The sequence below is a fragment of the Pseudomonas fluorescens genome (genome assembly GCF_902497745.1).
Classification (GTDB): domain Bacteria; phylum Pseudomonadota; class Gammaproteobacteria; order Pseudomonadales; family Pseudomonadaceae; genus Aquipseudomonas; species Aquipseudomonas fluorescens_BM.
On record NZ_CABVHJ010000025.1, the window covers coordinates 67,859 to 80,940 of the forward strand.

General features: G+C 58.7%; 13 protein-coding genes. 8 read left to right on the forward strand and 5 right to left on the reverse strand.

The features are described 5' to 3' along the window. Positions 1-112 precede the first annotated feature (112 nt). From argJ to F8N44_RS27835, 3 genes are all read left to right on the forward strand, one after another. Positions 113-1,330, forward strand: coding sequence for a bifunctional glutamate N-acetyltransferase/amino-acid acetyltransferase ArgJ (argJ, locus tag F8N44_RS27825; protein ID WP_150652579.1), 1,218 nt, complete (start codon positions 113-115; stop codon positions 1,328-1,330). Between the two features lie 179 nt (positions 1,331-1,509). Then, positions 1,510-2,142 carry a glutathione S-transferase family protein gene (locus F8N44_RS27830; protein ID WP_150652580.1) on the forward strand — a complete coding sequence of 211 codons (633 nt, stop codon included), beginning with the start codon at positions 1,510-1,512 and terminating at the stop codon, positions 2,140-2,142. Further along, positions 2,139-3,086: a Nudix family hydrolase gene (locus tag F8N44_RS27835; protein ID WP_150652581.1), complete on the forward strand. Its 948-nt coding sequence runs from the start codon at positions 2,139-2,141 to the stop codon at positions 3,084-3,086. Before F8N44_RS27830 ends, F8N44_RS27835 begins: the two co-directional genes overlap by 4 nt. A 113-nt stretch (positions 3,087-3,199) precedes the next feature. Here the strand turns inward: F8N44_RS27835 and F8N44_RS27840 are convergent, their stop codons facing one another. Genes F8N44_RS27840 through F8N44_RS27850 form a run of 3 tightly spaced genes read right to left on the reverse strand, consistent with a single transcriptional unit; the run spans position 3,200 to position 6,787 of the window. Continuing rightward, entirely contained in the window at positions 3,200-3,784 is a 585-nt protein-coding gene (locus tag F8N44_RS27840; RefSeq protein ID WP_150652582.1) for a cob(I)yrinic acid a,c-diamide adenosyltransferase, read from the reverse strand. 3 nt (positions 3,785-3,787) lie between these two features. Next, positions 3,788-5,824 carry a HAMP domain-containing sensor histidine kinase gene (locus F8N44_RS27845; RefSeq protein WP_150652583.1) on the reverse strand — a complete coding sequence of 679 codons (2,037 nt, stop codon included), beginning with the start codon at positions 5,822-5,824 and terminating at the stop codon, positions 3,788-3,790. Between the two features lie 45 nt (positions 5,825-5,869). Further along, on the reverse strand, positions 5,870-6,787 hold the full coding sequence (locus tag F8N44_RS27850; protein WP_150652584.1) for a putative 2-dehydropantoate 2-reductase: 918 nt from the start codon (positions 6,785-6,787) through the stop codon (positions 5,870-5,872). A 140-nt stretch (positions 6,788-6,927) separates the two neighbouring features. On the opposite strand from F8N44_RS27850, the gene F8N44_RS27855 reads away from it, so the two are divergent. Both F8N44_RS27855 and F8N44_RS27860 read left to right on the forward strand, forming a co-directional pair. After that, positions 6,928-7,413, forward strand: coding sequence for a YajQ family cyclic di-GMP-binding protein (locus F8N44_RS27855; protein ID WP_008080210.1), 486 nt, complete (start codon positions 6,928-6,930; stop codon positions 7,411-7,413). Between the two features lie 181 nt (positions 7,414-7,594). Continuing rightward, entirely contained in the window at positions 7,595-8,437 is an 843-nt protein-coding gene (locus tag F8N44_RS27860) for a mechanosensitive ion channel family protein (RefSeq protein WP_034153426.1), read from the forward strand. A gap of 118 nt (positions 8,438-8,555) precedes the next feature. On the opposite strand, the gene F8N44_RS27865 is transcribed toward F8N44_RS27860, so the two are convergent. Continuing rightward, the gene (locus F8N44_RS27865; protein WP_150652585.1) at positions 8,556-9,920 is read right to left on the reverse strand and encodes an OprD family porin; all 1,365 of its coding nucleotides are present in this window, start codon (positions 9,918-9,920) and stop codon (positions 8,556-8,558) included. Positions 9,921-10,814: 894 nt separating this feature from the next. On the opposite strand from F8N44_RS27865, the gene F8N44_RS27870 reads away from it, so the two are divergent. Beyond that, on the forward strand, positions 10,815-11,240 hold the full coding sequence (locus tag F8N44_RS27870) for an HIT domain-containing protein (protein WP_150652586.1): 426 nt from the start codon (positions 10,815-10,817) through the stop codon (positions 11,238-11,240). A 3-nt stretch (positions 11,241-11,243) separates the two neighbouring features. Continuing rightward, the gene (locus F8N44_RS27875; protein WP_038366649.1) at positions 11,244-11,450 is read left to right on the forward strand and encodes a SlyX family protein; all 207 of its coding nucleotides are present in this window, start codon (positions 11,244-11,246) and stop codon (positions 11,448-11,450) included. Positions 11,451-11,520: 70 nt separating this feature from the next. Here the strand turns inward: F8N44_RS27875 and F8N44_RS32125 are convergent, their stop codons facing one another. Further along, the gene (locus tag F8N44_RS32125; protein WP_007912746.1) at positions 11,521-12,123 is read right to left on the reverse strand and encodes a cold-shock protein; all 603 of its coding nucleotides are present in this window, start codon (positions 12,121-12,123) and stop codon (positions 11,521-11,523) included. 312 nt (positions 12,124-12,435) lie between these two features. Between F8N44_RS32125 and F8N44_RS27885 the strand changes: the two genes are divergently transcribed. Further along, positions 12,436-12,906, forward strand: a complete 471-nt coding sequence (locus F8N44_RS27885) for a Dps family protein (RefSeq protein ID WP_034153422.1) — start codon at positions 12,436-12,438, stop codon at positions 12,904-12,906. Positions 12,907-13,082: the final 176 nt, after the last annotated feature.

Here is a 13,082-nt window from a genome sequence, read left to right on the forward strand (position 1 = left end):
AACTGCTGAAATACCCGCGCCGCGACCGGCTCCTGCCGTCGCGGCGTTTTGCCATTTAAACCACCGTCACTGCGCGTGGCGGTGCTGACATCATTGAGTAAGGAGCGCATTCATGGCTGTTGGTCTTGGTCCTTTGCCAACGTTGCACCCGGTTGCCGGTTTTGAACTCGGTATCGCCTCGGCCGGCATCAAGCGCCCCGGGCGCAAAGATGTTGTCGTGATGCGCTGCGCCGAAGGCTCGACCGTGGCGGGTGTGTTCACGTTGAACGCCTTTTGTGCCGCACCGGTGATCCTGGCGAAGAAACGCGTACAGAATGCGGTGCGTTACCTGCTGACCAATACTGGCAACGCCAACGCTGGCACTGGCGAGCCGGGCCTGGCCGCCGCCGAGCGCACCACCGCCAGACTGGCCGAGCTGACCGGCGTTGCTGCCGAGCAGATTCTGCCGTACTCCACCGGCGTGATCGGCGAGCCACTGCCGGTCGAGAAGATCGAAGGCGCGCTGCAAGCCGCGCTGGACGACCTGTCGGAAAACAACTGGGAAGCCGCTGCTACCGGGATCATGACCACCGACACCCTGCCGAAGGGCGCCAGCCGCCAGTTCGAGCATGACGGCGTGACCATCACCGTCACCGGTATCAGCAAAGGCGCGGGCATGATCCGTCCGAACATGGCGACCATGCTGGGTTACATCGCCACTGACGCCAAAGTCTCCCGCGAAGTCCTGCACAACTTGATGCTCGACGGTGCCAACAAGTCGTTCAACCGCATCACCATCGACGGCGACACCTCGACCAACGACTGCTGCATGCTGATCGCCACGGGCAAGGCTGCGCTGCCGGAAATCACCCGCGCCGAAGGCGAGCTCTTCGCCAAGTTGAAGCAAGCGGTGTTCGAAGTGTGCATGGACGTGGCCCAGGCCATCGTGCGTGACGGCGAAGGCGCGACCAAGTTTGTCACCGTGGAAGTGAATGGCGGCGGCAACCATCAGGAATGCCTCGACGTTGGCTACACCGTGGCGCATTCACCGCTGATCAAGACCGCGCTGTTCGCCTCCGACCCGAACTGGGGCCGCATTCTGGCTGCCGTCGGCCGTGCCGGCGTGCCGGATCTGGACGTAAGCAAGATCGACGTGTTCCTCGGTGACGTGTGCATCGCCAGCCGTGGCGCCCGTGCGGCGACCTACACTGAAGCCCAGGGTTCGGCGGTGATGCAGCAGGAAGAGATCACCATCCGCATCGAGCTGGGTCGCGGCAATTGCAGCGAAACCATCTGGACCACCGACCTGTCGCATGAATACGTGAAGATCAACGCCGAATACCGCACCTGATCCAAAAGGTGGGAGCGGGCCGCAGGCCTCTTCGCGAGCAAGCTCGCTCCCACAGTGGTTTCGGCCGTTCACACATGTTGTGTACACCCAAGAACCTGTGGGAGCGAGCTTGCTCGCGAAAGCGATGGTTCAGACACGACAAGTTTAGAAACTTCCTCTGACGAAAAGGCGCCACACCCATGTCCCTGCACCTGATCATCGGCGACAAACTGCTTTCCTCCTGGTCCCTGCGTGCTGCATTGGCACTCGAGCTGACCGGCGCACCCTACAGCGAAGAACTGATCAAACTCGGCAAGCCCGACACCCGCGAACTGCTGCTCAAGCATTCGCCGACCGCCAAAGTCCCGCTGCTGCAAACGGCGCGCGGCACCATCGCCGATTCGCTGGCCATCGCTGAATACCTCGCCGAGACGTTTCCGTCCGAACAGCTCTGGCCGAGCGATATTTTCGCCCGCGCCCAAGCCCGATCCGCCTGTGCACAAATGCACAGCGGCTTCTTCGCCATGCGCAATCACATGCCGTTCAACCTCAACCATGACGCGCCGCTGAACCCGGTGCCGCCAGAAGTGAAGGTCGACATCGAGCGCATGCTCGCGCTGTGGGCCGAATGCCGTGCCGCCGCGACCGAGAGCGGGCCGTACCTGTTCGGTCGGGTGAGTCTGGCCGACGCCTTCTTCGCACCGATTGCCGTGCGTCTGCGCACTTACCAAGTGCAGCTGCCGGCCGCCGACCAAGCCTATGTTGAAACCGTCTACCAATGGCCCGCCTTCAAAGCGTGGCAAAAGGCTGGACTGGAGGAGTTGATTCCGTGAAACGCGTACACGTCGCCGCTGCCGTCATCCGTGACGACAGCGGCAAGATCCTCATCGCCCGCCGCGCCGACACCCAGCATCAAGGCGGCTTGTGGGAGTTTCCCGGCGGCAAGGTCGAGGCCGACGAGTCGGTCGAAAGCGCGCTGTCTCGTGAGTTGCACGAAGAGCTGGGCATCGTCGTTGGCGCTGCACGGCCGTTGATCAAAGTCCGTCACGACTATCCGGACAAGCAGGTGTTGCTGGATGTCTGGGAAGTCTCGGCATTCACCGGCGAGCCGCACGGTGCCGAAGGCCAGCCATTGGCCTGGGTGACTGCGAAGGAATTGGCGAACTACGAGTTCCCGGCCGCCAACCAGCCGATCCTTGCGGCGGCGCGTTTGCCGGCGGAGTACCTGATTACCCCTGAGGATCTGGAAACCCCGGCTCTGCTGCGCGGTATCCAGAAGGCGATTGCCGGTGGGATCAAATTGATCCAGCTGCGCGCGCCGAACGGCTATGACCCCAAGTATCGCGATCTGGCTGTCGATGCCGCTGGTCTTTGCGCGGGCAAGGCGCAACTGATGATCAAGGGGCCGTTCGAATGGCTCGGCGATTTCCCGTCTGCCGGTTGGCACATCACCTCTGCACAGTTGCGTAAGTACGCGGCGGCGGGGCGGCCGTTGCCGGCGGAGCGCTGGTTGGCGGCGTCGTGCCACAACGCTGAAGAGTTGGCGCTGGCAGAGCAGATGGGTGTGGATTTCGTCACGCTGTCGCCAGTGCAGCCGACCCTGACCCACCCGGATGCGCAGCCGCTGGGCTGGGAGCAGGCTGAGGCGTTGATCGAAGGCTTTAGTAAGCCGGTTTTTCTGTTGGGTGGGGTTGGCCCGGCGGAGCGCGAAAAAGCCTGGGGCCACGGCGCTCAAGGTGTGGCGGGGATTCGCGCGTTCTGGCCTGATTCTCTGTAAAGGCTGCTGGCCTCTTCGCGAGCAGGCTCGCTCCCACATTTGACTGCATTCCAACTGGATGAACCCAATCAACTGTGGGAGCGAGCCTGCTCGCGAAGGCGACCTTTCATGCGCTAGATTTCTGCAGGTTTTACCGCCGGTTGCCAAAGAATCTCCGCAATCCCCTGCCGCCGCGCAATCAACCGCGCCGCGACAAACAACAAATCCGACAACCGATTGATATACGCCAGCCCAACCCCGGCCAACGGTTCCAGCGCATTCAAATGCTGACAACGCCGCTCGGCACTCCTGGCCAGACTCCGGCACACATGCGCCTGCGCAATCAGCATCGAGCCGCCCGGCAGAATGAAATTCTCCAGCGGCCCCAACTCCTCGTTCCACACATCGATTGCCGCTTCCAGCCGCTCGATCTCCGCCGCATTCAACGCCTGATACTCCGGCATTGCCAGCTCGCCACCCAGATCGAACAAGCGATGCTGACAAGGCGCCAACACTTCGATCAATTCATTCAGTCCCGGATACGTCTCGCGCTCGGCCATCAACCCGGCCAGTAACACGCCGACCTGACTGTTCAGCGTATCGACTTCGCCAATCGCCTCGATGCGCGGATGATCCTTGGGCACACGGCGGCCATCGCCCAGGCCGGTTTCGCCTTTGTCACCGGTGCGGGTGTAGATTTTCGACAGGCGAAAGCCCATGGGTTACCTCGATAATTGATTGGTTTCGGCAGCGATGGGCAGCGGTTGCGTCAGCGGCAGGCGCAGGGTGAAACACGTGCCCTGGCCCGGTGCTGACTGCACCTCCATCTGCCCTTTGTGATTGTTGGTAATGATGAAATACGACACCGACAAGCCCAGCCCGGTGCCCTGACCGATTTCCTTGGTGGTGAAGAACGGCTCGAAGGTGCGTTTGCGCACGTTCTCGCTCATGCCGATGCCGTTGTCTTCGACCTGGATTTCAGCCCATGGCGGATTGAGCTTGGTGCGCAGGATGATTCGCCCCGGCTCGCTATCGTCTTCACGCTGGTGAATGGCTTGCGCGGCATTTTTCAACAGGTTGAGCAGCACTTGCTCGAGTTCGTTGGCGGTGCCCGGCACCGGGCCGAGCGCCGGGTCGAACTGACGGATGATCGCCTGGCCCTTGAAGTCGAAGCCGATGGCCAGGTCGAAGTCGTTGCCAGCGATTTCCACGGCTTGATCGATCAGCGCCGGCAGATCGCACGGCGCCATTTGTCGGGTGCTGCGACGGCTGAAGCTGAGCATGTGCGTGACGATTTTCGCTGCCCGAGCGCCGGCCTGTTGAATGCCATCGAGCAATTGCGGCACTTCGCGGCCCTGCAGGTAGCTATTCACCGTGTCCAGCTCGATGCCCAGTTGTTCGGCGGTTTCGAGGTTCTTCGGCAGATCGGCGGACAGGCGTCGCCGGATGTTTTGCACGTTATGCAGGATCGCGCCCAGCGGGTTGTTGATCTCGTGGGCCATGCCAGCGGCGAGACCGCCGACCGAGAGCATTTTCTCTGACTGCACCATCATTTCTTCCAGCGACAGACGCTGGGTGATGTCGTCGATGCGGATCACCACGCCACGCCCGGCACCGCCCATCAATGGATAGAACGTCAGCGCGTAATGCTTGGGTTCTTCATCCTTGAACCACGTTACCCGCTCGATTTTCGCTACGGTGTGTTGTTCGACGGTCTGCTTGAGTTGCGGCAGAAACGGCTTGAGCGGTTCGAAGGCGAGAAAGATCGGCTGGTTCAGCGCTTCGTCCAGACGTGTGCCGGAAAGGGCGCTGGCCTCCTGATTCCATTGGGTGACGTAAAGTTGCTCGTCGAGGGCGATCAGCGCCGAGGGCATCGAGTCGATGATGCTGTTGAGGTAGTTCTGGAAACCGGTGAGCTTCTTCTCGATCTTGCTGCGCACCTGGACTTCGAGTTCCAGTTTGCGGTTGGTGTGGCGGGTTTCTTCGGCCAGCCCCTGGGCCTGATCGTAGGCGGCTTGCGAGTCATCGCGGGCGCGCTTGAGTTGCTGCTCGCGGGCTTCGATGCGCGACAGCATGGTATTGAACGCCTCGGCGAGACTGCCGATTTCGTCATGGTTGCCGCGTGAGGCGCGCAGGGCGTAGTTCTCTTCCCGAGTGACTTGACGCGAGAGCTCTTCCAACTGATGAATCGGCCGGGTAATCAGACGTTTGATCTGCCGGGCAATCACCAGCCACAGCAACACACTGAAAATCAGAATGCCGAGGCTGGCGGTCAGCGTGCCGGTGTAGAAGGCCATCGGCAGTTCGCTGCTGGCCACCAGCAACAAGTGGCCCGGTGCGGTGCCGGGGCGGGGCAGGGTGATCAACTGGTTGCTGCGAAACTCGGTCAGTTGCCACGCTTCGACATGCCGATAGCGTTCCGGCAGGTTGAGTTTGTCGCCGCGCTGGACTTGCGCAAGGCGTTCGCCCTTGCCGTCATACAGCGCGGCAGCGCGCAGTGGCGAGTAGCTGTCGAGTTCCTTGAGCAGGCGTTCGGCGCTCTGCGGCGATTGCAGGGCTTCGCTGACCAGACTGGGGTTGGCAATCAATCGGCCGATGGTCTGCAAGGCCTGCGGCGCCATGCTTTCCTGGGAGATGTAATAGGCGGCGCTGATAAAGGTCAGGTTGGCGACCAGCAGAACAGTGGTCAACAGCACCAGCAGGGCGGCCAGCAGTTTCTGGCCGACCGGCAGGTTTTCGAGACGCTGGCGCAATGGCATCAGGTTTATCGCAGCAAAGGAACAAGTGGCCAGCGTAGCCGCTGCTCAGTCGCTGGGCAATCCACGGCTGTGCAGATGCGCGATCAGCCGCTGCTGCAATTGATTGAGGTGCGGCAGGTTCAACTGGTGGCGGGCGGCGACTTTGCAGGCGTGGCCCAATAGATAGCTGATTTCGGTGCGGCGCTGGTTGGCGACGTCCTGAAACATCGATGAGTAATTGGCGGCGGTGGCGTGGATGACCCTCTCGACTTCCTGTTGCAGATTGTCGGCGGCGGCCGGCTGGCCGCAACGCTCCAGCAACTCAGCGAGTTCGGCGCACAGGGTGGCGACTTCGCAATGGTGTTCCTGCAAACCACCGTTGTGGCAATTGTGCAGCACGGTCAACGGATTGATCGCACAGTTGAGTGCCAGTTTGCGCCACAAGCGCGTGAGGATGTCGGTGCTCCATTCGTGGGGGATTTTCGCGGCGTCGAGATCGTCCAGCCAGATCGGTGCGACCGGATGGCCGGCGTCGCCCAGCCAAGTAAAGCCGTGGCCGGCAAACACTACGCGCCAGTCGCCATCACGAAAGGCACCCTCGGTGCTTGAAGCGCTGATGCAGCGTGCCAGTGGCACACGGTTGGCGACGGCGTCCTGACTGCCGAGGCCGTTTTGCAGAAGGATCAGTTCGGCGTCCGCTGTCAGTCGTGGGGCGAGGCGGGCGACGGCGCTTTCGGCGTCGTAGGCCTTGCACGCGACCAGCAAGCGGCGGATTGGCTCGGGATTGTCGGGTGTTTCGCCGGGAACCGCATAGCTGCTCGCCACACCTTGCTCCACCAGCGTCAAGCCGCCCGCGGCCTTATAGCTTTGCAAGCGTTCGGCATCACGCACGATCAGTCTGACCGGCAGGCCGGCGCGAGCCAGACGTGTGGCCCACAGTGTGCCGAGACTGCCAGCGCCGAGAATATGCCAGGGGATGGCCATCAGTTTTTTGCTCGATTGCGTACAGGCATGTGCGGCTCGCCGTATCGGTGGGAAAAGACCCGTTATAATGAGCCCGATTTTAACCGCAAGCCAAGCGCGCTCCATCCACATCGAGCGCGCCTTTTTATTGGAGAGATTACATGCCGTCGTTCGACGTGGTATCCGAACTGGACAAACACGAACTCACCAACGCGGTCGAGAACGCCGTGAAGGAACTCGATCGTCGTTATGACCTGAAAGGCAAAGGCAGCTTCGAGTTCAAGGAAAAGGACCTCACCGTCAGCCTGACCGCTGAAGCCGGGTTCCAGCTCGAAGCGATGATCGAAATCCTCAAGCTGGCGCTGGTCAAGCGCAAGATCGACGTGCAGTGCCTTGAAGTCAAAGACGCCTACGCATCGGGCAAGCTGATGAAGCAGGACGCCATCCTCAAGGAAGGCATCGACAAGGAACTGGCGAAGAAGATCGTCGGCCACATCAAGGACGCCAAACTCAAAGTGCAGGCCGCCATTCAGGGCGAGCAAGTGCGCGTGACCGGCAAGAAGCGTGACGACCTGCAAGAGGCCATCGCGGCGCTGCGGGCCAAGGAATTCGGCATGCCACTGCAGTTCAACAACTTCCGCGACTAAGCTCGGTCAGATGACCTGTGGGAGCGAGCCTGCTCGCGAAGGCGCCGTGTCATTCAGTAATGAGTTGACTGACACACCGCCTTCGCGAGCAGGCTCGCTCCCACATTGTTTTGTGTACACCCGGCGGGTTTCTGCCGCTTATTTTTCGCGTGCCGAATGGCCGGAAATCAGGAGATAGAACATGGATTTGAATGCTGAGGTGGACAACCTGGTCAAGGCATCCCAGGCGTGGATTCCAATGATCATGGAATACGGCAGCCGCGTGCTGCTGGCAGTGATTACTCTGGCCATCGGCTGGTGGCTGATCAACAAGGTCACGCAAAAGCTCGGCGGTCTGCTGGCCTTGCGCAATGCCGATCTGGCGCTGCAAGGCTTTATCAGCAGCCTGGCGAACATCATTCTCAAAGTGCTGCTGATTGTCAGCGTCGCTTCGATGATCGGTGTTGAAACCACCTCGTTCGTTGCTGCCATCGGTGCGGCCGGCCTGGCTATCGGTCTGGCGTTGCAGGGCAGCCTGGCGAACTTCGCTGGCGGCGTGCTGATTCTGCTGTTCCGTCCGTTCCGGATCGGTGACTGGATCGAAGCGCAAGGCGTATCGGGTACGGTCGACAGCATCCAGATCTTCCACACCGTGCTGCGTACCGGTGACAACAAAACCATCATCGTGCCAAACGGCAACCTGTCTAACGGCATTATCACCAACACCAACCGTCAGCCGACTCGCAAAGTTGTGTTTGATGTCGGTGTGGATTACGAAGCTGACCTGCAGAAGGCGCGTCAGGTGCTGCTGGATCTGGCCAAGGATGAACGCGTGTTGCAGGATCCTGCCCCGCAGGCAGTGATTTCGACCTTGGGCGACAGTTCGATCACTGTTTCCCTGCGTGTGTGGGTTAAAACTGCAGACTACTGGGACGTGATGTTCATGTTTAACGAACAGTCGCGTGATCGTTTAAAGACTGCCGGCATTGATATTCCTTTTCCGCAACGCGTGATTCGCGTGGTGCAGGAATCGGCAACACAATGATAGGTTGCTAATTAATTGCCTGACTTGTCGGTCAGGCAACTATTGCAAGTGACAGGCAATAAAAAAGGCCCATCGCAAGATGGGCCTTTTTTTATGCTTCCAAACTAACCACTGACGATTACAAGATGTTCAGTGGGTATTCGGTGATCAGACGGAACTCTTTGACATCGCCTTCGCCCTGATCGGAGTTGGCAACGTGCCAAGCCTGACGAATGCGGAAGGACAGATCTTTCGCCGGGCCAGACTGAACAACATATTTGGCTTCGAAGTTGGTTTCGTGGTGTTCGCCGTCTTCACCGTACAGCGGAGCGCCAGTGTTGGTGCGGTATTGGCTGTTTGCAGACAGGCCGGTACCGTCGATGTCCCAACCTTTAACGTAACGAACCATGAAGCTCAGGCCTGGAACGCCGTACTCGGCCATTTTCAGGTCGTAACGGGCTTGCACGGATTTCTCGCCAGGACCGTTGAAGTCAGAGTACTGGATGGAGTTGGCGAGGAAGATCGAGTCGCCACCACGGTTGTTTTTACCCACGCCGATGTAGTCGAACGGAGTATCGCCGTTGACCTTCTGGAAGGCCAGGGTGAAGGTGTGTGCTTTCAGGAACGACAGCGCGGTTGCCAGGGAGAAGGTCGTGTTGCTGATGTCGCCTGCCAGCTTGTCACCGGTGTCGGTGGTGCGGTAGATGTTGAAGTCAGTGTTCAGCGAAGTGTCACCACCGAATGGCGTGGTGAGGTTCACGTTGGCGTAGTACTGGTTCCAGATGTCTTCCAGCTTGGCGCCGTAGAGCGATGCGCTCAGGTTTTCGGTGATGCCGTACTTGCCGCCGAAATAGTCGATCGAGTCGGCTTCTACGCCAGAGTAGTTGGAGTACAGGCCGCCGTTACGGGCGTTCTTGTCCTGGCTGGTCGCCGAGTAGAAGTGACCGGCTTCGAGGTCAAGGTCTTTGATCTCGCTGCTCTGCAGCTGGAAGCCGCTGGCAGTTTGCGGAAGGATACGGGAACCGCCGATAGCGAACACTGGAGCAGTGCTTGGCTGTTGGTCGCCGACTTTCAGCTCTGTTTTGGAGATGCGGAATTTAATGGCTGCGCCGGCTTTGCCTTGGCTGTCATTAACGTCGCGGGAGTCATTCAGTGGATCAGTGTGGTCGCTACGGCTCATGTTACCCGAACCGGAAGTACCGTCACCGCCATCGAGTTTCAAGGCCAGGTAGCCGAATGCATCAATACCGACACCAACGGTACCTTGGGTGTAACCCGAGGTGAAATTGGTCAGGAAACCCTGAGTCCAGTCCTTTACATCAGCGCCGCCGTTCTTGTTGTCGCGGTTGAAGTAGTAGTTCTTCAACGTCTCGGTGAGTTTCGCGTCTTCAACAAAACCTTTGGCTTCAGACTGGTCACTTACAAACGGTGCGGCCGTAGCCACTTGAGTACTGGCGGCTGCAGCAACTGCCAGTGCGATCATGCTCCACTTCATCACGCGCATCGTGATTTGCTCCTTTGGTTTTAGAAGAGTACTGCCGTCCCACCTGTTTTATTATCTGGGCGGCTCTTTCTTTTTGTGTCGGCGCAAACTTATATCACGCCGACAATGTTGGCGATACTTGCTGATCCAACCTTTCAGCATCTTTACGACGGTGTCGCAAATGGCGTGGTGGATGTCGCAAATTCACAGTACCGACGCAGCCGGACTGACAACTTTCTCGCTGTTTATGGGCCTTTTTGCATCGGTAAAAAAGAGTCCCTGGCAAAACACTTGAATCTCCATCGGGCAACCCTGCCACTGTTCTTATGGGGCTTAAGGCATCCACTTCCCGTGGTGCGCTTATAGTCCATATGGGTACGAATGCAACAAGCGTGCACAAACCGCAATTTCGTTTCGGTTATTTTTCTGAACGTCCGCCTGTCACTGTAAAAACCTCATAAATGCTGGACGCCAAGCCCCTTTTTATCAGGGCTTGACGCCATTCCTTCTATGGTGTTGCCACACGCAGGATCGAGCATGACAACCAAAAACGTTACCGGTTCACCCCGCCAGTGAGTATTTGGCGGATGCCTGACGCAGTGAGCGTAGACGTACTGTGCGTTTTTGGTGCAAAAAATTTTACAGCTGTTCGGTATTCATACAGTTGAGAGCTGGCTGGATGCTGAACGAGTCAGCCTTTCTCGGTCATTTCTCCACGTTAGAAGTGTGTCCGGGTACTGTGTTGGTGCGTGGCGCGAGTAAATGTCCCATCCGGGGGCGTTTGCAGCGGTTCGTAATCAAGCCTTCGTGAAGGCTGGCGCATTCGCAGGTATGCTGCCGTCCTGTCGCTTGGTTGCGCCGTTCGCGAGGAGGGCCGCTAAGCTGAATAATGAAGATCAGCCGGGAGTGCGCGCAGTGTTTGCTTTAGATTCACGACTTCAACAGGACACGCTGACGATCGGTGATTTCCCTCTTTGCCGACTGCTGCTGTCCAATGACGCCAATTACCCTTGGTTTATCCTGGTGCCTCGTCGCGACGATATCAGTGAGTTGTTTCAGTTGGATGTCGCCGATCAACAGCAGTTGTGGCAGGAAACCACCGCACTGGCTGAGTTGCTCAAGGATCTGTTCGACGCCGACAAGCTGAACGTCGCAACCCTGGGTAACGTCGTCAGCCAGTTACACATGCATGTGATTGTGCGTAAACGCGATGACGCGGCCTGGCCAGCGCCGGTCTGGGGCAAGCACCCGGCCAGGCCTTACAATGTCGAGCAGGTCGCCGCCATTCGCGAGCGGTTGCGACTGGTCCTGACCGAGCATTTCACCTTTGTGGAGGGCTGAGTCATGAGCCTGGAAGAACGCGTTACCGATCTGGAAAGCCGTCTGGCGTTTCAGGATGACACCATTCAGGCATTGAACGACGTGCTGGTAGCCCAACAGCGCGTGGTTGAGCGCCTGCAATTGCAGATGGCAGCCCTGCTCAAGCGCCAGGAAGAGATGGTCGGCCAGTTCGAGTCCTTCGAAGACGAGGCGCCACCGCCGCACTACTGACGCGGGTACTTTTCACCCGGCGTAAAAAAACCGCGAACAGCAGGCTGCTCGCGGTTTTTTTATGCCTGGATCAGCGTCGCGGCAGAGCGGCGATCACGTCCTCGGCTTGCAGGCCCTTGTCCCGATTCATCACCGAGAATTCCACACGCTGGCCTTCGACCAGTACGCGGTGACCTTCACCACGGATCGCGCGAAAGTGCACGAAAATATCATCGCCGGAATCCCGGGAGATAAAGCCGAAGCCTTTGGAGGTGTTGAACCACTTGACGGTACCGGTATCACGATTGGTCATGTCATAGCTGGTTGGAGCGGCGGCCGGTGAAGAACGATAGAAGCTCACCGCCAGGTGCAAGACCACGGCAACCAGCGCAATCACCAAAGTGAACAGCACGGCTGGTTGGCCGGCGATGACGGGCATCGGGGCGATCAGGGTCAAGGTTTGCAGGACGACAGTCAGCACCAGAAGAGCGCTGACCAGATTTTGCAGATGCTGACGAGGGCCTTTGTTCCAGAAAGGAATCACTGGAGCAATCACCAGGTTAAGCAGGCCGAAAAAGGCCAGGTAAAGTGCATCGGGTTGTTGCAGGTAGGGAACGGCTTCGGATTTCAAGCTGGGTATGAACGACAGCAGCAAGGCTGCTGCGCCCATTAGCAGGTGGACGATTTTCAACATTTTGATTGGCTCACGTTTATGACGGCTCACAAGGAAGAGCTGAAGGCGCACGGTTCGCTTCGGAACAAAATAAGAGGCGGTGGACACGTTCACGGCATCAGCCTATGCGCAACGCCCCGAAAAATGGGGCATGGCGACACACTGCCTATTTAACAGCAAAGCCTGCGGCTACTCAAATCAGCCCGGCCAGCGGCATGGCGTCGGTCGATTTGTCGCAGCGTTTGCAGCCAATCAGGGCTGCGGGGTGTCGGTTGCCTTGCTAGAGTGGGTCTGCACCTGTTGGATGAATTCAATCGCCGTTAGGGGGTAAACATGGCAATCGATATCGGTATCAGTGAAGAAGATCGCAAGTCCATCGTCGAAGGACTATCCCGTCTGTTGTCGGACACCTACGTGCTGTATCTGAAAACCCACAACTTCCACTGGAACGTCACCGGCCCGATGTTTCGCACGCTGCACTTGATGTTCGAAGAGCAATACAACGAACTGGCGCTGGCCGTGGATTCGATCGCCGAGCGTATTCGCGCCTTGGGCTTTCCAGCGCCGGGCGCCTACGCCACGTACGCACGCCTTTCTTCTATCAAGGAAGAAGTGGGTGTGCCGAGTGCCGAAGACATGATCAAACAATTGGTTGATGGTCAGGAAGCCGTTACGCGCACGGCGCGCGGCATTTTTCCGCTGCTCGACAAGGTCAGCGATGAGCCGACCGCAGACCTGCTGACCCAGCGCATGCAGGTGCACGAGAAAACCGCGTGGATGCTGCGCGCGTTGCTGGAAGCATAATCATCCGGGCGCACGAGCCAGTCGGTCGGGGGGCGTGCGCTGTCCGGAATCTTACTTGTATCGTTGGCTTATCCTACGGAGATGGTCAATAAGTCGTCTGGATATAACTTTGTGTCTGCGCTTTTATGAAAGCCACAGGATGTGACTTTTCAAACAAGCAGAGATGGCAAAGGAGT